This window comes from Anabaena sp. AL93, from assembly GCF_001672085.1.
Lineage (GTDB): Bacteria > Cyanobacteriota > Cyanobacteriia > Cyanobacteriales > Nostocaceae > Dolichospermum > Dolichospermum heterosporum.
The window spans coordinates 25,363-47,719 of sequence record NZ_LJOU01000007.1 but is presented as its reverse complement, the minus strand read 5'-3'; the positions used below and the strand labels follow the sequence as shown (position 1 = coordinate 47,719).

The following is a 22,357-nucleotide window of genomic DNA, read 5'->3' as shown; positions in this document are numbered from 1 at the left end:
TTATTTACTGATGACTAATGATTGGGCGCAGGCCCTGCGCCCCTACTGACTAATGACTAATGATGTTTTAATTATTGGTGGTGGTATTATTGGGTTGGCTTGCGGTGTTGAACTGCGATTACGGGGTGCAAATGTAACTGTACTTTGCCGTGATTTTACTGCGGCAGCCAGCCATGCCGCAGCGGGAATGTTAGCTCCTGATGCGGAAAATATTCCTAATGAGGCAATGTTGGATTTATGTAGGCGATCGCGTAATTTATATTTAGACTGGACACAAAAACTAGCAGAATTAACTACGGGAAAAGATTTAAACAATACAGGCTATTGGTCCTGTGGTATCCTCGCACCAGTTTATCAACAACCTAAAGACACAGGAGACAAAACCGCTTACTGGTTAGATCAAGATGCTATTAACCAATATCAACCAGGTTTGGGTGCAGATGTGGTGGGGGGGTGGTGGTATCCTGAAGATGGGCAAGTTGATAACCGGGCGTTAATTAAAGTTCTGCGGACTGCGGCTGACTCTTTGGGTGTTGTCTTCCAAGATGGAATTACAGTGGCGGCGATTTCTCAACAACAGGGAAAAGTTATTGGTGTACAAACTAATACTGGTTTATTTCGCGCTGACCATTATCTTTTAACTGCCGGTGCTTGGGTAAATCAGTTGTTACCTTTACCAGTGCGTCCCCGCAAAGGACAAATGCTGAGTTTGCGAGTCCCAGATTTTCTGACTGAATTACCCTTAACTAGGGTGTTATTTGGTGAAAATATTTACATTGTTCCTCGAAGGAATCGCTCTATCATTATTGGTGCAACTAGTGAAGATGTAGGATTTACTGCCGATAATACCCCTGGGGGAATTCAAAATTTACTACAATCAGCCATTCGCCTATATCCGCAATTAGAAAATTATCCTATTCAAGAACTGTGGTGGGGATTTCGTCCCGCTACCCCCGATGAATTACCTATTTTGGGTCATAGTGATTGTGATAATTTAACTTTTGCGACTGGTCATCACCGCAATGGGATTTTACTTGCACCAATTACAGCCACATTAATTGCTGATTTGATTTGCGAACAAAAAGCAGATCCTCTTTTAGCTAATTTTCATTATTCTCGCTTTTCTACTGTGTCATCTACTACTACACCGATGTTAATTCACGCAACTCCTGCTACTAAAGGACACCGTAACCCAGAAATATCAGATTTAATTGTTCCCGATTCACCATTAATTATTGCGGGAAAAAGCTTTAAATCTCGGTTAATGACGGGAACCGGTAAATATCGCAATATCCAAGAAATGCAGCAAAGTGTCACTGCAAGCGGTTGTCAAATTGTCACGGTGGCTGTGCGACGGGTACAAACTAACGCCCCAGGACATGAAGGTTTAGCCGAAGCCTTGGATTGGAGTAAAATCTGGATGTTACCCAATACTGCCGGCTGTCAAACTGCGGAGGAAGCTATTCGGGTGGCACGGTTGGGACGAGAAATGGCTAAGTTATTAGGACAGGAAGATAATAATTTTGTCAAGTTAGAAGTGATACCTGATGCCAAGTATTTACTACCTGATCCCATTGGCACTTTGCAAGCTGCGGAACAGTTGGTAAAAGAAGGTTTTGCTGTATTGCCTTATATTAATGCTGATCCTATGTTAGCCAAGCGGTTAGAAGAAGTAGGTTGTGCCACAGTCATGCCTTTAGCTGCCCCCATTGGTTCGGGACAAGGGCTAAAAACTACCGCCAATATTCAGATTATTATTGAAAATGCCAATATTCCGGTAGTGGTAGATGCTGGCATCGGTGCGCCCTCTGAGGCTGCTGAGGCGATGGAATTGGGGGCGGATGCGTTATTAATTAATAGTGCGATCGCCCTGGCTGAGAATGCTCCAGCAATGGCTTATGCGATGAATTTGGCAACAGTAGCCGGTCGCATGGCTTACTTAGCCGGCAGAATGCCCATGAAGAATTACGCTAGTGCTAGTTCTCCTTTGACGGGAACGATTACAGGTTAGTTTTGTTATCCTCTCAAGGGTGTTTGAAAAGTATTATATGAACCGATAATCTTCAGAAACCTAACCCCCCCTTCCCTAGCCCTCTCCTCAAAGGCTACGGTGTCACACAAGTTAAATTACCCCCCTTAATCCCCCCTTATCAAGGGGGGATTAAGGAAAAATTAGTTCCCTCCCCTTGCAAAGGGGAGGGTTAGGGAGGGGTAATTTGAGGAATAATGGTGATTAGATAACTTGTGTGTACACCGTGGCCGATGGAAGGGGAGGGAACTGGATTTTTCTTGTTTCCCTTCATAAGGGGAAAGGGGGGGTAACAATGTGATAAAAATTACGGGATACCACTTTTCAAACATCCTCTTAATTTTGTCTTTTTTATGTCTACCAAAAGTGAAAAGAGATAAATCAAAATACCAGGAATGTAGATTCATGTAAGAGACTTCCAAGAAATAAATTATCCTAAGAAACGAACCACAGAGGCACAGAGTACACAGAGAGAGAATTTCTGCATCAGTTTTGGGACATTTTTTTATTTGGAAGTCTCTAATTATTTTTTTATTTTTATGAGAGTGCTGTAAAATTTATTTAACATTAAGTAAAGAAAGATAATAAGGAATCACTTCATGCCTTACACAAACGAAGAGGGTGGTCTTCTCAATAACTTTGCTAAAGAACCCAAGCTTTATCAAGCTGAACCACCAACAAACTCCCAAAAGCGTACTTATATTATCTTAGGAATTGCAGCGGTGCTTTTAATTGGAGGGGTAATTTTTGTCGCTTTCACTGTCTCTAATGTTAGCTAATTGAAAAACTGCCCTTTAATCGCCTTTTCTGATTTCAGGTTCTTATTTTGATCAAGAGCCTGATTTTTTGCTAGAATGGCAAAATACAAGTATAATTATAGTCTTTTTTTTTGATATTCTAGCCCGTAAAACTTGATTCATCCTGACAAAGAGAGCATCTCCGTGAAAATCCAAATTATGAGATGTGACATTAATATTTAATTTATTCAGTCGGGATGTATACAGAAACAAGGGGTAAAACCCAACTAAATACAAGCGTGAATGAAACTGTCCACACAGAAAACACTGGTTTGAATCGGCAAGTATATCAACGCCTAAAACTTGCTCTGAGTCTGGGTTTACGTAGACAAATTTTATTTGCTATATGTGATGATTTACACTTAAGAAACCGGATAGCAGCACGTTTACACTCGACCCTTGCTTATCCAGTGGGCAAGGTTTTATATCAACGAGATAATGTGGGAGACTTTAGCACACCAGCCTATCCACGATTGGTGACAATACGATTAAATCTCAGTGATCCTAATCCCATCGCGCAAATTAACCAATGGTTAGCTAATTACCCACCTCCACTGGTTGGAGGTTCAACAGAGAATCCTGGTCGTCCTTTACCAATTCCAGGATTTCAGATTGTGGGGGTGGAAATGCTGACTAAAGAACCAGTTGCAGTCCAACGTTTATTTTTGAATTATCTCCATTTAAGTGAACAACATTTATCTGGTTATAAATCTAGTCGCTTTTTAGAATCTAGTTTGTTATTTTGGGTTTCTCGTCCTTGGTTGTCGGCAATTCAGCAATCAGCACCCAAATTTTGGCATTGTCGCACGGGTGTATTTGTATTTGAGGGAGAACCGACACCAACTATAGATAATAGGGGTTATTCAGAGGTTGTGGCTGACTCCCGTAGTTTAGAACGAGAAAATTTAGATAATTTAATTGTGAATGAGGAAAAAATTTCTCCAGACATTAAAGCCACAAATAAACCTGATTTACCTTTAACAACAACTACATATTTAAGCACAGAAATACCAGAAAAATCTCCTGTTCCATCTCCTCAAATTACGAATAATCAGCGCGAACTTGCCTTATCTCATATTAATCAGGAGTTGCAAGGATTAATTAAGGAAACAATAACTGCTGATAATAGTGATCAAATTCAACAAATACTTGGAGAAATTGAACAGTTACATATTCAAAAGGCTAAGGAGGAAGAGTTAGGGATAGCTTATCAGAATCTTGGTAATTTCTATCGGTTGCAGATTGAGGAAGGAAAAGCAACGGCGGAAAATCTAATGATAGCAATTCTAGCTTATCAGGAGGCTGTTAGTTATGATGAAAGTTCTCCACAACTTCCAGATGTTTTGAATGATTTGGGGACTCTTTACTGGATGTTGCACCGTATCCCCGATAATTCTGAAGAAGCAAAGATTTATATTCAGCAAGGGATAGATTTTTATAAGTTAGCACTCAAGTTGATTACAGGTGATACTCAGCCGGAAACTTATACTCGTATTCAAAATAACCTTGGTACTGCCTATGGTGATTTAGCTAGGTTTGCTGACGCGGTGGAAAACTGGAGTTTTGCGGTTGTGGCTTATGATGAGGCGTTGCGTTACCGACAGGAGGATATAGAACCTTTAAAATATGCTGCTTGTCAGAATAATTTAGGTACAGCTTACTGGCATCTAGGACAGTATAATCAGCCTGTGGAACATTTGACAAGGGCGATCGCTGCTTATAAATTAGCAGTTATTCACTATCAACCGACAGATGAACCCCTAAAATATGGCATGATTCAAAATAATATTGGTACTGCTTATTGGAATCTTTCCCAGTATGAACAACCAGTAGAAAATCTCCAGTTAGCAATTCAGGTTTATAATGAAGCACTAAAATATCGGACATCTGCTGATGTTCCCCAAGCCTATGCTGCTACTCAAAATAATCTGGGTATCGCTTACTGGCATTTAGCAAATCAGCCGCAAACAACAAAGGAAGATCAACAAAAGCTCATAAAATTATGTATTAATGCCTATGAAGAAACTGTGAATATAGCTCACTCATTTAGTAATCTGCCTTTAAATTTTGATTTATATGTGACACACAATAATTTAGCATTAGCTCATCATGATTTAGTGACAAATTTATCTTTTAATGGTGACAAAAAAACACTGTCTCAACATTTAGAAGCTGCTTTAGAAAATCATTTACACGCGCTCAGTGGATTTGATAGAAAAACAGAAAACTATCAAACAACAATCGGTTATATTGTTAACACAATTCGTACTTTTCACAATGAGTTAGGAATTCAAGGACAAAATTTAGCTTTGTCTAAACTTCCAGGACAATTGCTACCAGATGTTTTGCGGAAGTTGTAAATTGGTAATTGGTAATTGGTGTTATGAAAGAAATAGTTTTAGGGGTTCGCAATCTACAAGTTGAATTTATCAGTGATAGCAGTAAAGTAAAAGCTATTGATGATATTAGCTTTCAGCTACATCAGGGTGAGACTTTAGGAATAGTGGGAGAGTCGGGAAGTGGAAAGTCAGTTACGGCTTTAGCAATTATGGGTTTGTTGCAATATCCGGGAAAAGTGAGTGGAGGGGAAATTTTATTTTCTCGGACAAGTGGACAACCGTTGGATTTATTAGCATTATCACCTGACGAAATGCAGCTTTATCGAGGTGGTGATATTGCGATGATTTTTCAAGAACCAATGAGTTCTTTAAATCCGGTTTATAGTATCGGGTTTCAGCTGCAAGAAGCTATTATACGCCATCAAAATGTGAATGCAACTGAAGCAAAAAGAATTGCGATCGCCGGGTTGCAAGAAGTTAAACTTTTACCTAGTGATGAACAAATTGAGGAACAGTATCTTGATCATGATTTGTCAGCACCCGGTAGTTTTAAATTGGCACAGTTGGTGAAAGAACACAAAGAAGCTATGTTGGAAAGATATCCTCATCAGCTATCTGGAGGACAATTGCAACGAATCATGATTGCAATGGCTATTTCCTGTAATCCATCTGTATTAATTGCTGATGAACCAACCACAGCTTTAGATGTAACTGTGCAAGCGACAATTCTAGCATTGTTATATGAACTGCAACAAAGTCGCAATATGGCAATGATTTTTATTAGCCATGACTTGGGTTTAATTTCGGAAATTACTGACCAAGTAGCGGTAATGTATAAAGGTAAAATTGTTGAATATGGTGCAGCAACACAAATTTTTAATAACCCCCAACATCCTTATACTAAAGGACTTGTAGCTTGTCGTCCTAGTCTGAATCGTCGTCCCCACAAACTACTGACTGTTTCTGACTACATGAATGTGACAGAAGATGAATTTGGAAAAGTGACAATTCAGACTAAAGAACCTGCACAACCAGCGGAAATTACTGGGGAAGAGATGAACGCCAGATTAGCAAATATTCGTTCACAACTACCGCTGTTGACCGTTAGTAACTTGGAAGTCGGTTTTCCAGTCCGGGGAGTATTCGGCAGTACAAAACGTTACCATAAGGCTGTAAATGGGGTTTCCTTTGATGTTTTTCCGGGAGAAACTTTGGGATTGGTGGGAGAATCTGGTTGCGGTAAAACTACTTTAGGAAGAACCTTGCTGCGATTAGTCGAACCGATGAGCGGTAAAATATTATTTAATGGACAGGATATTACGCACTTGACTGGGAAAACTTTGCAGCATTTACGACGAGAAATGCAGATTATTTTCCAAAATCCTTTTAGTTCCCTCAATCCCCGGATGAAAATTGGGGAAGCGATTGTAGAACCTCTGTTGATTCATGGGGTAGGGAAGTCGAAACAACAGCGACAAGCTAGGGTGGTGGAATTGTTGGAACGGGTGGGTTTAAGTGCGGGTGATATGAAAAAATATCCTCATCAATTTTCTGGTGGTCAGCGTCAACGGGTTTGTATTGCTCGCGCTTTGGCTTTAAATCCTAAGTTTATTATTTGTGATGAATCTGTTTCAGCTTTGGATGTGTCTGTGCAAGCGCAAGTTTTGAATTTATTGAAAGAATTACAAGCGGATTTTCAACTAACTTACATTTTTATTTCCCATGATTTAAGTGTAGTCAAATTTTTGAGCGATCGCATTTTGGTGATGAATCAAGGGAAAATAGTGGAATCAGGGACATCTGAAAGTATTTATCTCCACCCCAAAGAAGAATACACCCAAAAACTAATTGCTGCAATTCCTACAGGTAGTCCAGAAAGAATCAGAAATCGGCACAATGAAATTATGCGGTCGTGAAGCTTAAATTCCTGGATGAAAAAAGGCTGAAACCTCTGCCAGGATCACTTGTGTGTACACCGTAGCCTTTATAAGGGGAGGGTTAGGGAGGGGTAAAATATTTGATACAGCAATCATGACTTTTCAAACACCCTCTTAGCGACTTTGCGGGAAACAAAATCAAGATTTGGTTCATTCACATAAAAATGGCTAGAAATGTCAAAATTTGATAGCGAAGCGCTGCTGCAAGCAAATCGGGAAAAACTCAGGTAGATGCAAAATGGATATCAAAAATGGATTTGTTGGTACAATTGGTAACACCCCATTAATTCGTTTAAACAGTTTTAGTGAAGAAACAGGTTGTGAAATATTGGCTAAAGCCGAATATCTGAACCCTGGTGGTTCTGTCAAAGATCGGGCTGCGCTGTATATTATCGAAGATGCAGAAAAAAAAGGACTCCTCAAACCCGGTGGTACAGTAGTAGAAGGAACAGCGGGAAATACGGGAATTGGGCTGGCACATATCTGCAATGTCAAAGGCTATAAATGCTTGATTTTTATTCCCAATACCCAATCCCAAGAAAAAATAGATGCTTTAACTACCCTGGGTGCGGAAGTTCGTCCTGTTCCTGCTGTACCTTACAAAGATCCGAATAATTACGTCAAACTATCTGGTAGAATTGCGGCAGAAATGGAAAACGCCATTTGGGCTAATCAATTTGATAATTTAGCCAATCGTATTGCCCATTATGAAACCACAGGTAGAGAGATTTGGCAACAGACTCATGGTAAAATAGATGGCTGGGTAGCGGCAACTGGTACGGGTGGTACTTATGCTGGTGTGGCAATGTACCTGAAAGAACAAAATCCGGGCGTTAAATGTGTGGTGGCTGACCCTTTAGGTAGTGGACTATATAGCTATATCAAAACTGGGGAAATCAAAATCGAAGGTAATTCTATTACTGAAGGTATTGGGAATAGTCGGATTACTGCTAATATGGAAGGCGCACCCATTGATGATGCCATCCAAATTGATGATTCTGAAGCCTTGCGTGTTGTTTATCAACTATTAAGAAAAGATGGTTTATTAATGGGTGGTTCAACAGGAATTAATGTCGGTGCGGCTGTGGCTTTAGCTAAACAATTGGGTCCAGGACATACTATTGTGACTATTTTGTGTGACAGTGGTTCTCGCTATCAGTCACGAATATTTAATAGTGCATGGTTAGCCAGTAAAGGATTGGAGACTTCCAAGAAATAAATTATCCTAAGAAACGAACCACAGAGGCACAGAGTACACAGAGAGAGAATTTCTGCATCAGTTTTGGGACATTTTTTTATTTGGAAGTCTCTTAGTGATCAGTTAGGATTTTTTAGCGATCGCCACATATACAACATATAGTATGATAGTGGCGATTTAGCCTATTTTTAAGGCAAGGAAGGACGAGGAGGTAATTCCGGTTTTGGTGGCTGTTTTTGCTTAGTTGATGATGGTGGTGACGGTTTTCCTGGTAATGAACAAAAACGAATTAATATTGATTTCCCAATTTGGATGATTGCAGCTTTAGAACATGAAGCTAAGAGGATGTTTGAAAAGTATCAGAATTAATCGAGATCCCCCCAACCCCCCTTACAAAGGGGGGCTAAATTCCTCAAAGTCCCCCTTGGAAAGGGGGATTTAGGGGGATCTGCGGGTGTCAGATCCCACACGAAAAAGTTTTCAAACAACCTCTAAGGGTTTGGGTGTTACTTCTGATTCTATTATTAAATTATGGCTGGCTGAACGTCTGGATAAAAAAGTTACTAGCGGGTAAAAACAGGGAACGGTCAACAGTTATTACTGATCGAAATGATATAATCAGAATTATTACCGTTGTCCGTTTTCCTAACTAAGGGGTAAATCCATCATGGAAAAAATAGAACTTGAATTAGATAGACTGACTTTTGAACGGGCAAAAACTATTGCAATAGTCAATCAGTCAACGTTATCAGAATTGATTACTCAAGTAATTGAACGTTTAGCAGAAATTCAGGAAAAGAAAGATCCCTTAATGGGATTATATGCGGATGTTCCAGAAATCGTTGATGAAATTGTCGTTGAGGCAATGGAAAAAAGAGGATATAGTTGATAAAATGAATAAAGTAGAGAAATCCCTACTTGATACTGATATTCTTTCAGAAATTATTAAACGGGCAAATCCTCAGATTATTGCCAAAGCCGATATTTACTTAAGCCAGTTTGAGAAATATACAATTTCTGCAATTACAGTTATGGAAATTGTCGAAGGATGGCAGAAACGTCAGCAAAAAGAACGTCTTCAGCAATTTTTAAACATCCTAATTTCACAGGAAATATTATCTTTTAATTTAACAGCTTCTGTATTAGCCGGAAAAATTTATGCTGATTTAGAAATAACAGGAAAGAGGATTGGTTATCCTGATTGCATGATTGCTGCTATTGCTATTAGTCATAATCTTACCTTAGTTACAGGTAATTTATCTCATTATCAAAGAATTCAAGATTTGGGTTATTCACTAATAAGTAGGTGAACACAATAAAACCAATTTGTGTAAAGCAAAGTAAAATCGCCCAAACCCTCTTCACTCTTGCCTTTTGCCTCTTGCCTTGCCATAACGACGATTTTCAATGCTAACCTACTTACTAAATAACTGGCGTTTATAGTCAAAAAGGCGATGAATGAATTAATATCAAATATCCAAACCCAGGAACAGCCTCTTCTGATTTCTGTAAAAGTATGTCAACATCGTACTTGTAGAAAACAAGGTGCAAAGGAAGTTTTAGCAGCTTTACACGATTTACCTATACCTAATGTGACAGTTACATCTAGTGGCTGCTTAGGTCAATGCGGTAATGGTCCAATGGTGCTAGTTTTACCCGAAATGGTTTGGTATTGTCGGGTGTTACCCGAAGAAGTACCCAGATTGGTGGAACAACATTTATTAGGTGGTAAAAGAGTGAAGAAAATGCTTTATTATCGGTTTCATCCCCAGGGATAAAGATCACTGAAAATATATAAATGCTGTAATTTGGTACAGTAAGAAGTGAGGGAATGAATGGATATTCAGCATTTACGTCAATCATTAAAAAAGAAGTGGCTAATTTATTACGAACAAAATCGTTCTTGGCTAGTGAAAATGCGGATATGGAAAGATTATTATGGTATTCGCCGACCTTCTTCTGGTTACATCTTAGCGACTTTATCTACTTTAGAACCAGAGTTAAAAAAAATTCTCCCTTTCATTTTGGATTTAAACAATGATCCTGATCAGATAATTGTAGCTTTGTGTTTACACTTCAATCCTGAACAGGAGCTAAACTTATTAAAATCCCAGCATTCTACCGCCAAAAATGAGATTGTTAGTACCTCTCCGGCTCATATAGTCCTGACAGATTCACCTGTACCCAAAGAACATAAACAGGTGTTATTAAAAATGACTACAGGCATTTCTGTGATTGCAGTTGCTACACCAATTCATGACCATTCTTCAGTTAAGCTGCCTCTAGGATTGGGAAGGGAACAAATAGATAAACGATTGATAACCACGGGATTTCCCAGCCCAAATATTACCCGGATTTCATCTACTCATAGCAATATTTTGCCTTCTTGGATAGATGAATTGTGTCCAGGTAGGGGAAATGGGTAATGGACAATTATACTCAAAACGGCTAGAAGCTGGACTTTTTTCTCATACAAAGAACAAGGTTCAAAGCCTCTCCCCGTTGCGGGGAGAGGTTTACCAGAGGGGTTTCATATTTGGTTAAACTATGAACCGTTTGCAGTATAGACATGAATTTATGGATATTCGTGGGAGACAAAGGGAATAGCAATTATTTCTCCTGCTGCTTCTCCAACTTGCACTTTTAAGCCAACTCCACCAGCTTTACTCCTGATGTAACCTAGTCCAAAATGACCATCAGGAGTGGTTGTATGGCTAGTGAGTTTACCTACTTTTTCTTCGCCAATGGTGATTACTGTTCCTGGTTCAGCCCCAGCACTAAGACGAATTCCCCAAAGGTATTGTTTTACACCTTTGTATGTATTAAGTCTGGCAATGGTTTCTTGACCGATATAACAACCTTTATTAAAGGAAACTGCCTGCCATAAGCCCACTTCCAAGGGGTTATAATCATCCGTGAGTTCCGAGTCGGGAGCGGGACGACCTTGTAATATTCGTAACATTTCCCAATTGCGATCGCCCAATTCCACAGCCCCCAATGACCGTATTTTCTCCCACCATGTTTGTTTTTCAGCGCGGGGTAAAATCAGTGTATATCCGGGTGCAGCCAAGCCGCTACCCACCGCAACTATCACCCCACCAACCAAAATGTGATTACCATTTGGTTGACCAATTAAATCACCAGCCCCCAATTTTTCGATAACAGCATGACTTTGGGGTCCAATGAGGCTTAATATTGCTGTTTCTTCTGTCACATCAGTTAATTTAACCTGATCAGCAGGGAAGATATACCGATCTAACCATTTCATAAGTTCCTGACGACGGTTCGGGGAAACCAATAATAAAACAGCATCATTTAAGACATAAGCTGTGACTAAATCTATCGTGCGGGCTGTAGATGTCACCATCACAGTATCGCAGCCCTGACCAGGTTTGCGAGATTGAAAATCATTAGTGCTTTGATTGTGTAAGAAGCGAAGACGATCATCGCCAGAAATACGGATAAGTCCCCAGGGAGAGCGATCGCACACTACCACCCCTTCCTGTACCGATTGCATAGCATTTACATCTTTAGTATCAATTGCGGATGTTAACATAGTGGTACAAATTTACCTTAATTTTAATATTATCTTTTGAAAAATATTAGCAAATAATTTGGTAATTAGCAAAAACTCTTGGCAATACCCTATTCTGCCATACAATAGCGATCGCGTCCCTGTTCTTTAGCATGATATAACCGTGAAGGCAGGAAACTCTTAACAGAGAACAGAGAAAATTTTAATAGTCATATTATTTCCGCCAAGCTGTACTAGTAGATTCTGACCATGAAAAATTCAGAAAGTAGGGGCGCAGGGTCTGCGCCCAGAAACGATTCATCAATAACAGCATGAAATTTATTTACCCCAACCCATAACGCCATGCTGTACTAGATTTACCCATAAACTTTCCTGTGCTTTAATAGTACCCGGTGACTCTTGTTTCATAACATAGGAAAAGTCCTGAACAACTGAGGATTATTTTTCCCACTCAGCCGTCAGGACTATCATTTTAGAATAAATTGACATAAATCTAATTATGGATGAATGCTGAGGGAATGGGAAGAATTTCCCTGGGGTCAATTTTAGATCCTATTATTCACTAATTTATACAGCACTCATTACTAGGTTGTTGACAAGATTATTTTTTTGGTGAAATCAGCATCATCATATTCCGCCCTTCTTTCTTCGGTGCTTGCTGAAGTTCACCAAAAGGTTCTAAATCCGTAGCCATTCGTTTAAGCAACGTTTCTGCCAAGTCACTGTGTTGAATTTCCCGCCCTCGGAACATCACAGTAGCCTTAACTTTATCGCCATCTTTGAGGAAGCGCTCGGCTTGTTTAACGCGCACATTATAGTCATGTTCTTCTATCTTGTAGCGCATCTTCACTTCTTTTACATCAGCTGTGTGCTGCTTCTTCCGGGCTTCCCGCGCCTTCTTCTCCTGCTCAAACTTATATTTCCCATAGTCCATTATTCGACATACTGGCGGATCAGCCTTGTCACTAATTAGCACTAGGTCTAATTCCTTTTCCTCTGCTAATTGTATCGCTTCCTGCGGAGTTATAATTCCCAGTTGTGCGCCATCAGTGTCAATCACCCGAATTTTCGGGAAGCGAATCCGTTCGTTAATTTGGGGCAGATCGCGAGTTCTTTTTTTCTCAATCACAGGCATTATGATTAGTGGCAGCTCTTTAGTTAAGATTTTGGACTGGTCTTGATTTAGTTAGTTTAGTCTGATATGCCATTGAAGGCAAAATACAACAGTAACTCAGAATTGGAAAATGAATATCCCTCTCTAGTGTAGCAAATTTATAAGAGAAGTTCGATCAAGTCGTTGACTGTATAGCCGGACTCTGAGTTGATTCCACTGCATTATTTAATGTAAATTACATGATATTTGACACTAATAACTATTGTTACAATTTTCTTCTGAGATACATAGAGGTATGATATCTAGAAGATGTTTCTATGATAGCAAAATTAGGTATACATTGAAGCTAACCAAATATAATGTAACATATTAAGAAAGAACGCACAAAATTAATAGTTTCCAACTAAGTAGGTTGGCGTTGAAGATTGTCGTCATAGCAAGGCAAGAGGCAAGAGGCAAGAGGCAAGAGGCAAGAGGCAAGAGGCAAGAGTAAAGAAGTTTTCAGCGATTTTACGTTTCTTTACACAGTTTGGTTTTATTGTGTTCACCTACTTAATCACTAAGAGATAACTGTGACTACCGCAAGAGATTGGCAGCAAAGAGTTGGTAATCAAAGGGATTGGGTGTGGCGTGGTTGGCAAACCCGTTATACTTATATTCGTCCTCCCCATGATTATGCAAGAACAACACCCTTAATTTTACTTCATGGTTTCGGCGCTTCCATTGGTCATTGGCGACATAATTTAGAGGTTTTGGGTAAGTCTCACACGGTTTACGCTTTGGACATGATTGGTTTTGGGGCTTCGGAAAAAGCTGCAACTAACTACAATGTGGAACTGTGGGTAGAGCAGGTTTACGATTTTTGGAAAACTTTTATCCGTCAACCAGTGGTTTTGGTAGGTAATTCCATCGGTTCACTGATTTCTCTCGTCGCAGCCGCTAACCATCCTGACATGATACAGGGGATAGTGATGATCAGTTTACCTGATCCTAATTTGGAACAAGAAATGATTCCGACTGCTTTGCAACCTCTTGTCAGCGGGATTAAAAGTATATTTACTTCCAGATTAATATTGAAACCGATATTTTATTTTGTGCGTCGTCCTAGTGTGCTGCGCCCTTGGGCTAGTTTAGCTTATGCCAATCCCGAAGCTATTACTGATGAACTTATAGATATTTTAGCAGGACCACCCCAGGATAGGGGATCTGCTCGTGCCTTTAGAGCCTTGTTCAAAGCCACAACAGGGATTAACTTTAGTCCTAGTGTCAAGAAAATTTTACCAAACTTAACAATTCCTATGCTGTTAATTTGGGGAACAAAAGACCGATTTGTGCCGCCAAAACTAGCAAATCAATTTGTGGGCTACAATGAAAGATTGCAATTGCTATATCTGGAAGATGTCGGTCATTGTCCCCATGACGAATCACCAGAACAAGTTAACCAGGCGATTTTAGGTTGGATTGGTAATGGGTAATGGGTAATGGGTAATGGGTAATGGGTAATGGGTAATGGGTAATTGGTAAACATCTACCCCTACTTCCTGTCCTCATCAACAACTTATTCAGCAAACCCTAATTAATCTAATTTAAATTAACTTGTGTAGTATCAACATTTGTAGTGCCATCAACAGTGTGAGCTACGGCAACTAGTTGATTAAGAATATCCTGAGTGGGAACTTGACCTTTTAGTACCACAATGCTACCTGTTTGAGCAACCCAGAGAGTATCAATATCATTAAGGTCAGGATCTTGATCAAATGCTAATGCTACTCGCTTGGCTAAACCACTTTGATCATATTCTCCATTTAGTCCTATACGTTCTGACTCTATGGTTTGTGTATTAGCATCATAGCTAGAATTTGGATTAACTTGGGTGCTTTCCGATTTTTCTAAGCCAAACATTCTTTGTAACCAACCCATAAATACTTTGTTCCTGTCAATTTTCACTGCTGATGACAATATATGGCGTTAATTTAAAGGCTGCATCTACCTTTGAAAATAGATATATCTAAATTAGTAATATTCCTGCTAAGAGTTAGATATTTATGATCATGGTGTATTACTCTGTCGCCAACACATCTTACGGATATTTATGGCTGATACCTCCCGTAAGGGATACAAAAATTAAATATTATTCTTATAGATAAGTTTTCCACAGGAACGGAATGATTGCAATTATTAAGTATAAAATAAAAATTCAGACCGACAATGCAGCGTAGTAGAAACTCGCTTTGCAGTCATGAGTGCCGGTCTGCGTTCATGTCATGCTCCTTTAGTCGCCGATGAAACATACGCTGTCAGTTATTGTGGAAGATGAAGCGGGGGTTCTATCCCGCATTGCTAGTTTATTTGCTCGTCGGGGTTTTAATATTGAAAGCCTGGCTGTGGGACCTGCGGAACAGAATGGAGTATCCCGAATTACGATGGTTGTCCCTGGCGATGATCGCATTATTGAGCAACTTACTAAACAACTATATAAGTTGGTTAATGTTCTCAAAGTGCAGGATATTACAGAAATTCCTTGTGTAGAAAGAGAATTGATGCTTCTCAAGGTTAATGCTACTAGCATTAATCGTTCGGAGATTATTGAATTGTCTCAGATTTTCCGAGCGCGAATTGTAGATGTGGCTGAAGATTCTTTGACCTTGGAAGTTGTTGGTGATCCTGGTAAAATGGTAGCGATTGTGCAAGTGCTACAGAAATTTGGATTGAGAGAAATTGCTCGCACAGGTAAAATTTCTCTGACTCGTGAATCGGGTGTGAATACTGAATTACTGAAGTCGTTACAAGCAAAAGTCTAGTAACGCAAAACAGAATTAAACATTAGTAATTAAAAATTCACACAGCAAATTCAACAGGCTGTTTATGAATTTTTAATAGTTGGATTAAAAGTCAACAATCGGAGTTTTCGCTCCAATCAAGCAGCAGATATGGTGTAAACACTATACTTGCTGCTATTATTTTTATTTAATAGGGAATTTGTGTCAAACTGGCATGACTTAAGCAGTGGAAATTTGATAAAACCTCTATAAGTTCAAGATAAAAAATAATAACCCATACATTAATGTTTATGTTTAGTTGATATTTATCAACGCTATGACATTTTCATTTAATTGGTGAAGATTTATTTTTGTAAATCACCACATAATTAATTATTTAAGAGGGTGATTGGAAGGGAGCAGATTGCAGATTAATGAGGTACAGAATCTAAATTTTAAGCCGGACAGTAAGCCAGTTTTACTTCTGAATCCTGAATCCTGACTTCTGCTGCAAGACGGTGATTTGAATATGTCATGTCTTTGAGATTAACAATTAAAATCTCAGGTGTTTATCTAGTGAAAAGATTTCATATATTTTCCTGGAGATGTTGATGTGAATATCCTGTTTTTCGTCTCTCATTTTACTGTTCAGAAAACAATTAAAACCTTATCCCATCAATTAAGTAAAGTTAGAAATAGACATTGGTTTATTTTTGATATTACTATTTTTGCGATGACACCATTGTTAGCATTATTCTTGCGTTTAGATGGTGATCTGAATTTGCAAGAATATATTTCACAGTTAGAAGTTGCTACAATTTTATTTTTAGTAGTTAAACTAATTGTTTTTTGGGGCTGTGGTTTTTATAAACGCTATTGGCGATATGCAAGTATTGAGGAAGTAATCTATATAGTCATGTTGATGATGGGTGTGATAGTCATCCAAACAACGCTATTTAATATATTGGATAAAACATTCAATATGCTATTAGGTAATCTTCCGCAATCACTACCGATTTTGGAGGGAATACTTTCTGGTATTTGTGTGATTGCGCTACGGTTTAGTGTGCGGGTTGTAGAAAGGGTAAATCATAGACAGAAAATATCTAAGCATAGGGAGAGAGTGCTGATTATTGGTGCGGGTAATGCGGGGGTTTCTCTTGTGGAAGATATGCAAAGAAATCCCCAGTCTGGGGTTTATCCTGTAGGCTTTATTGATGACGATATCAAAAAACAGCATATACATTTACGGGGAATTCCGGTATTGGGCGATCGCTATAAAATTTCTGAGGTAATCAAAACATTAAAAATTCAGAAAATTATTATTGCCATGCCTACAGTTTCTGGACAAATTATTCGAGAAATTGTTGATATTTGTCAAGCCAATGGAGTCCAACCTAGCACTTTACCAGGAATACATGAAATCCTCAATGGTCGTGTCCGATTGGATAGTATTAGAGATATCAAAATTGAAGACTTACTCAGACGAGAACCTATTCATATAGACATTAAAAGGGTGTCTAAATTTATTAAAGATAAAACAGTTTTAATTACAGGTTCAGGAGGATCAATTGGGAGTGAACTATGCCGGCAAATTTTCCGTTGTCATCCAGCTAAAATCATCCTGATTGGACATGGAGAAAATTCTGTTTTCAATATCCAACAAGAACTAGAACAACTAATCCAAATTCTCAAAAATAATGGTCAATCAGTCATCAATATACCGCAGATTTATACATTCATTGCTGATATTCGAGTGCGGTCGAGATTGGAATACGCTTTTGAGAGATTTAAACCAGATGTAATTTTTCATGCTGCTGCTCATAAACACGTCCCTCTGATGGAATTAAATCCCGCAGAAGCAATTACTAATAATGTGATTGGTACACGGAATTTAATACAGGTAGCACTGCAATATAATGTTGAACATTTTGTGATGATTTCCACAGATAAAGCAGTTAATCCTACTAATGTGATGGGTGCTAGTAAGAGAGTAGCCGAAATGTTAGTTTTACAAGCTGCAAAACAAAGTGGTAAATCTTATGTAGCTGTGCGTTTTGGGAATGTTTTAGGGAGTCGAGGTAGCGTAGTTCCTACTTTCCAAAAACAAATCTTAGCAGGTGGACCAATTACAGTTACTCATCCCGATATTTGCCGTTACTTTATGACCATACCAGAGGCAGTGCAACTGGTTTTACAAGCATCTGTCCTGGGTCGTAGTGGTGAAGTCTTAATGCTAAATATGGGTGAACCGGTGAAAATTGTAGATTTAGCAAAAGAACTAATTCATCTTTCAGGATATGAGGTTAACAAAGATATTGACATAGTATTTACAGGTTTAAGACCAGGGGAAAAGTTATTTGAAGAATTGTTTATTGAGGGAGAAGAATATGAAAAGACGGAGCATGAAAAACTGTTAATTGTGAAAAATGCGAGCCAGATTATTCCTAGTTATTTGGATATTACGGTAGAAACTTTACTGGGAGTAGCAGCTAAAAATGATGCTGATTCGATTATGCTATTGCTGTCACAATTAGTGGCAGGTTATAAACCAAAATTGCCAGAAGAAATAAGTTTGTTAGAGCCTGGTCAATTTACTAATCACACATCAAATAGTTGGATAAATATTCCGAAAAGTACCAAACCCAAAATTGCCTAAATAGATTAAGATTTTTGCTGCTTTTATCTTCGTAGTGTTAATAAATCTGTAGAAAAATATGAAATCAAGCAATAAAGTTCAGACAGAAAATTTGTCAATGTCAACATATTTATCTTCTCTTAAAAAGATTGCAAAAATTTTTGTCCGGAGGAAATGTGATTGGTCAATAGGAATTTATACAGGGGAATCACCTTTTAAGTTAAGTTCTCAAGAGAATATCAAAAATCCAGTTTTAACAGCTAAAGATGTTATAGATGTTTCAGCAGAGTTTGTTGCTGATCCATTTATGGTTTATGAAAATGGGACTTGGTATATGTTTTTTGAGGTTATGAACATTGAAACAAATAGAGGAGAAATTGGCTTGGCAACAAGCACTGATGGCATAGAATGGAACTATCAAAAAATTATTCTGCGCGAATCTTTCCATTTGTCTTATCCCTATGTATTTAAATGGGATAATAGTTATTATATGGTTCCAGAAAGCAACGCATCAAATTCTATTCGCCTTTATCAAGCAACTGATTTTCCTGAACAGTGGTCATACTTAAACACCTTAATTGAAGGGCAGAATTTTAAAGATTCATCCGTTGTTTATTTTCAAGATAAATGGTGGCTATTTACAACTACTGGAAACAATGATTTTTTGCGGCTATACTATGCTGAGTCCTTAACGGGAAAATGGATTGAGCATCCTAAAAGCCCTATTATTCAAAGAGATTTCCATATCGCTAGACCTGGTGGAAGGATGACAATATTTGATAATAAGCTTTTTAGATATAGCCAAGATTGTCAGCCATTCCGCTATGGAAACAAAGTTCGGGCTTTTGAAATAACAGAATTGAGTACAACAAATTATTCAGAAAAATCAGTAAATGAAAATCCAATCATAGGTGCAAGTGGATATGGTTGGAATGCTGATGGAATGCATAATATTGATCCTCATATAGTTAATAAAGGTGACTGGATAGCTTGTGTAGATGGCTATCATTCTTCCTTCAATTTTGGCTTCAATAGCAGTGATTTCGAGAAGATATTTTCATGATATTATTTCGGAGTATTCCACTGATGCAGGGATTTTTGATCTTTCACTCGTCAAATCTCAAGATGGTATCCCTCATACTATTTCCTCTGACGAAAGACTCAATCTCATGACTAAAGCCAATGCAAAAAAAAATAATTCCATGAGTCTACGTCGTAATTTCTCTTGGACTTTTGTTGGTAATTTTGTTTATTCAGCTTGCCAATGGGGAATGTTAGTAGTTTTGGCTAAACTTGGCGGCCCAAAAATGGTAGGGCAGTTTACCTTGGGGTTGGCTGTAACAGCACCTATAATCATGTTTACAGATCTCCAACTAAGGGCTGTCCAAGCAACAGATGCTCAAAAACAGTTTTTGTTTAGTGATTACTTTGGGTTAAGGCTAATATCAACAACACTGGCACTTCTAACTATTACAGTTATTAGCTTTTTAGGTGGATATCAAAGGGAAACATCTTTAGTAATCTTCCTCATAGGAACAGCCAAGGTATTCGAGTCTATTAGTGATATATTTCAGGGGCTAATTCAGCAGCATGAACGAATGGATCGGATTGCCATTTCGATGATGATTAAAGGACTTCTGTCATTGCTGTTTTTAGGCGGAGGAATATATATATCCGGTAATATTTTGTGGGGTGTATTTGGGTTAGTCTGCGTTTGGGCTGTGGTTCTACTCGGCTATGACCTTCCTAGTGGTCTTTTGATGCTAAAAGATATCTCAGAATTGCAACCTCGTTGGCACCTGAAAACTCTAAAACATCTAGTATGGCTTTGTTTCCCATTGGGGTTTGCGATGATGCTAGTTTCGCTCAATACCAACATTCCTCAATACTTGATTGAGTATTACTTGAATGAAAGGAAACTGGGTATTTTTACGGCTTTGGCTTATATGATGATGGCTGGAAACATAGTAGTGAATGCCTTGGGGCAGTCAGCCAGTCCCCGTCTAGCAAAATATTATGCTAGTGGAAATCTTATAGGTTTTCGTAACCTCCTGCTGAAACTAGTGGGAATAGCTGCTTTACAAGGCGGAATAGGTGTTTTAGTAGCGGTGACGAGTGGACGACAAATTCTAATGCTGCTGTATAGCTCTGAATATGCCGAGCAGACAACTTTATTTATTTGGCTGATGGTTATTGCTGGGTTTAATTACATATCATCTTTCCTAGACTGTGGAATGACGGCAGCTCGATATTTTCGTATCCAAATACCTTTGTTTGTTACTGTGACAAGTATTTCAACTGTAGGTTGTCTATGGCTGCTGCCGAAGCTGGGTTTGGTAGGGGCAGCGATCGCTTTATTGATTGCCGCAGTTATTCGCATAGGTTTTACGTTTACAGTTATTCTTCATTTACTACACAAGCGATGATGGGAATTTCTAAACGATTAAACTAAGCAATCGCTATGAGTATTTTCATTTTTCATTGGCTCTAATTCATAGAGGACTTGCTGATAAAAATTATTTTTTATTTTGGGGAGTAATAGAACAAACTGCTAAATCTTTAGTAGATATTTTTGCTATTACTACAGGTCTAAAGTTTAAGATACTAAAGCATCGTGTTGGTTCTCCATTAAGTGAAGAAAATTTAAATGAATCGCAGAGATTTTGGGCTAATTGCGTTGAAAAACATTATTTAATTTAATGCTCCAATTTGATGAAAAATACAAACTTAGAATTAATTTGGTTAGTAACTGGAATCATACTTACAACTGCAACTCAACTCAGATTCCCTGGAATTCCGATTGGCATTGGCGAAATTATTTTATTTATTTGGATAATATTCGTTCTTGTTAAACTTTTAACTAATAAATGTCTATTGATTACACCAATTGTAAAATTAATTTACTCGTTTTGGGGAGTTGGATTTATTTCTCTTACCTTGGGTTTGTCAATTGCAGACTCACTAAATTTAAAAAGTAGCGCATGGCATCATGATTATTTTGCTTTTGGCTTTTCATTTATTTTTTCACTATGTTTAGCTAATTCTTATTTTTTTTATTTGGAAATAAAGAAAATGATTGATTATGTGATTTCTTTCTCATTATTAGCTTTGTTGACTTTATTTTTATTTCCTTCTTTTATACCTTTTTTAACTTCTTGGTATGGAGGAGTCAGATTTCTAGGTTGGTCTCAAAACCCCAACCAATTAGCTTTATTTTTAACGGTAATACCATTTTTTACTTTCTATCTTTTCAGAAGTAGTAGTCAATTTTTTTCAAAATCAAAATTTATATTTTTAATAGTTATTTGCTTTATTTTAGGTACAGCTACACAGTCTGATGCCCTATTCTTTGGATGGATAATTGGATTTACTTTAATTATATTTCTAGAATTATATTTATTAATTGACAAAAATCTTGTGCTTAAAAAAAATATTAAATTAGAAATGCAAGGACTTATTCGAGCTATTATGGGTATATCAGCAGCTATTATTATATTAATATTGGCGGAATTTAGCTATCAACAACTATATAGTAATACTGCCAATGTATATGATCAGGGTAATCAAGGAAGCGTCAGAGTGACATTATGGAAAAATGGCATCACTGCAATCTCTTCTTCCCCTTTATTTGGTCTTGGTCCTGGCGCCCATTCAGGTGAGACTAGACCTTTTTTAGATGAGGAAGCACACAATACGTTTATAGATTGGGGTAGTAGTTCTGGAATTGTGGGAATAATAGCCTATATTTCATTACTAGGATGGATAGGTTGGCAAGCATGGAAAAAGCAATCATTTATCATGTTCGCAGCCGTTATATGCTTAACGATATTTAGTTGCTTTCACTATGTATTACGACAGCCAATTTTTTGGTTTTATTTACTATCTATAAACTCTTTAACTAACCAGACTTCCAAAACTAAATCTCAAATTTATAAAAATCAGAGGAAAATAATAAATGTGTGATACAACTGATTTCAATAGTAATCAGAGACATACAACATATTGTAAGTA

Annotated in this window: 19 protein-coding genes; 16 read left to right on the top strand and 3 right to left on the bottom strand. The window is 38.0% G+C overall.

From position 1 onward, the window contains the following. Positions 1 to 52 precede the first annotated feature (52 nt). The 9 genes from thiO to AN486_RS03100 all read left to right on the top strand — a co-directional run bounded on the left by thiO (position 53) and on the right by AN486_RS03100 (position 10,726). The gene (gene thiO, locus AN486_RS03140) at positions 53 to 2,011 is read left to right on the top strand and encodes a glycine oxidase ThiO (RefSeq protein ID WP_290599227.1); all 1,959 of its coding nucleotides are present in this window, start codon (positions 53 to 55) and stop codon (positions 2,009 to 2,011) included. Positions 2,012 to 2,628: 617 nt separating this feature from the next. Then, on the top strand, positions 2,629 to 2,808 hold the full coding sequence (locus AN486_RS03135) for a ssl1498 family light-harvesting-like protein (protein WP_015083315.1): 180 nt from the start codon (positions 2,629 to 2,631) through the stop codon (positions 2,806 to 2,808). Positions 2,809 to 3,023: 215 nt separating this feature from the next. Then, on the top strand, positions 3,024 to 5,186 hold the full coding sequence (locus AN486_RS03130; protein ID WP_053537502.1) for a tetratricopeptide repeat protein: 2,163 nt from the start codon (positions 3,024 to 3,026) through the stop codon (positions 5,184 to 5,186). Between the two features lie 23 nt (positions 5,187 to 5,209). Next, positions 5,210 to 7,081: an ABC transporter ATP-binding protein gene (locus AN486_RS03125; RefSeq protein ID WP_168635630.1), complete on the top strand. Its 1,872-nt coding sequence runs from the start codon at positions 5,210 to 5,212 to the stop codon at positions 7,079 to 7,081. A gap of 259 nt (positions 7,082 to 7,340) precedes the next feature. Further along, positions 7,341 to 8,321 (top strand): cysteine synthase A, encoded by a 981-nt coding sequence (locus AN486_RS03120; protein ID WP_290599222.1) that lies wholly within the window; start codon positions 7,341 to 7,343, stop codon positions 8,319 to 8,321. Positions 8,322 to 8,967: 646 nt separating this feature from the next. Beyond that, positions 8,968 to 9,189 carry a hypothetical protein gene (locus AN486_RS03115; RefSeq protein WP_027403399.1) on the top strand — a complete coding sequence of 74 codons (222 nt, stop codon included), beginning with the start codon at positions 8,968 to 8,970 and terminating at the stop codon, positions 9,187 to 9,189. 4 nt (positions 9,190 to 9,193) lie between these two features. After that, positions 9,194 to 9,610, top strand: a complete 417-nt coding sequence (locus tag AN486_RS03110; protein ID WP_053537499.1) for a type II toxin-antitoxin system VapC family toxin — start codon at positions 9,194 to 9,196, stop codon at positions 9,608 to 9,610. A 144-nt stretch (positions 9,611 to 9,754) separates the two neighbouring features. Beyond that, positions 9,755 to 10,078 (top strand): (2Fe-2S) ferredoxin domain-containing protein, encoded by a 324-nt coding sequence (locus AN486_RS03105; RefSeq protein WP_052149939.1) that lies wholly within the window; start codon positions 9,755 to 9,757, stop codon positions 10,076 to 10,078. Between the two features lie 57 nt (positions 10,079 to 10,135). Beyond that, positions 10,136 to 10,726 (top strand): DUF5331 domain-containing protein, encoded by a 591-nt coding sequence (locus AN486_RS03100; RefSeq protein ID WP_168635632.1) that lies wholly within the window; start codon positions 10,136 to 10,138, stop codon positions 10,724 to 10,726. A gap of 149 nt (positions 10,727 to 10,875) precedes the next feature. Here AN486_RS03100 and AN486_RS03095 read toward each other — a convergent pair whose 3' ends face one another. After that, positions 10,876 to 11,856 carry a folate-binding protein YgfZ gene (locus tag AN486_RS03095; protein ID WP_053537497.1) on the bottom strand — a complete coding sequence of 327 codons (981 nt, stop codon included), beginning with the start codon at positions 11,854 to 11,856 and terminating at the stop codon, positions 10,876 to 10,878. A gap of 580 nt (positions 11,857 to 12,436) precedes the next feature. Beyond that, positions 12,437 to 12,970, bottom strand: coding sequence for a translation initiation factor IF-3 (gene infC / locus AN486_RS03090; RefSeq protein WP_015083285.1), 534 nt, complete (start codon positions 12,968 to 12,970; stop codon positions 12,437 to 12,439). Between the two features lie 551 nt (positions 12,971 to 13,521). On the opposite strand from infC, the gene AN486_RS03085 reads away from it, so the two are divergent. Further along, on the top strand, positions 13,522 to 14,424 hold the full coding sequence (locus AN486_RS03085; protein ID WP_168635633.1) for an alpha/beta fold hydrolase: 903 nt from the start codon (positions 13,522 to 13,524) through the stop codon (positions 14,422 to 14,424). A 106-nt stretch (positions 14,425 to 14,530) separates the two neighbouring features. On the opposite strand, the gene AN486_RS03080 is transcribed toward AN486_RS03085, so the two are convergent. Beyond that, positions 14,531 to 14,869: a BON domain-containing protein gene (locus AN486_RS03080; RefSeq protein ID WP_290599210.1), complete on the bottom strand. Its 339-nt coding sequence runs from the start codon at positions 14,867 to 14,869 to the stop codon at positions 14,531 to 14,533. A gap of 362 nt (positions 14,870 to 15,231) precedes the next feature. Between AN486_RS03080 and ilvN the strand changes: the two genes are divergently transcribed. The 6 genes from ilvN to AN486_RS03050 all read left to right on the top strand — a co-directional run bounded on the left by ilvN (position 15,232) and on the right by AN486_RS03050 (position 22,309). Then, positions 15,232 to 15,750: an acetolactate synthase small subunit gene (gene ilvN / locus AN486_RS03075; protein WP_027403392.1), complete on the top strand. Its 519-nt coding sequence runs from the start codon at positions 15,232 to 15,234 to the stop codon at positions 15,748 to 15,750. A 571-nt stretch (positions 15,751 to 16,321) separates the two neighbouring features. Further along, positions 16,322 to 18,367, top strand: coding sequence for a nucleoside-diphosphate sugar epimerase/dehydratase (locus AN486_RS03070; protein ID WP_053537495.1), 2,046 nt, complete (start codon positions 16,322 to 16,324; stop codon positions 18,365 to 18,367). A 58-nt stretch (positions 18,368 to 18,425) separates the two neighbouring features. Beyond that, positions 18,426 to 19,409, top strand: coding sequence for a hypothetical protein (locus tag AN486_RS03065; RefSeq protein ID WP_053537494.1), 984 nt, complete (start codon positions 18,426 to 18,428; stop codon positions 19,407 to 19,409). Continuing rightward, the gene (locus AN486_RS03060) at positions 19,345 to 20,772 is read left to right on the top strand and encodes an oligosaccharide flippase family protein (protein WP_325064594.1); all 1,428 of its coding nucleotides are present in this window, start codon (positions 19,345 to 19,347) and stop codon (positions 20,770 to 20,772) included. The genes AN486_RS03065 and AN486_RS03060 overlap by 65 nt, the downstream gene beginning before the upstream one ends. Before the next feature lie 55 nt (positions 20,773 to 20,827). Further along, on the top strand, positions 20,828 to 21,046 hold the full coding sequence (locus AN486_RS03055) for a hypothetical protein (protein ID WP_053537493.1): 219 nt from the start codon (positions 20,828 to 20,830) through the stop codon (positions 21,044 to 21,046). 12 nt (positions 21,047 to 21,058) lie between these two features. After that, positions 21,059 to 22,309, top strand: a complete 1,251-nt coding sequence (locus AN486_RS03050; protein WP_053537492.1) for an O-antigen ligase — start codon at positions 21,059 to 21,061, stop codon at positions 22,307 to 22,309. Positions 22,310 to 22,357 lie beyond the last annotated feature (48 nt).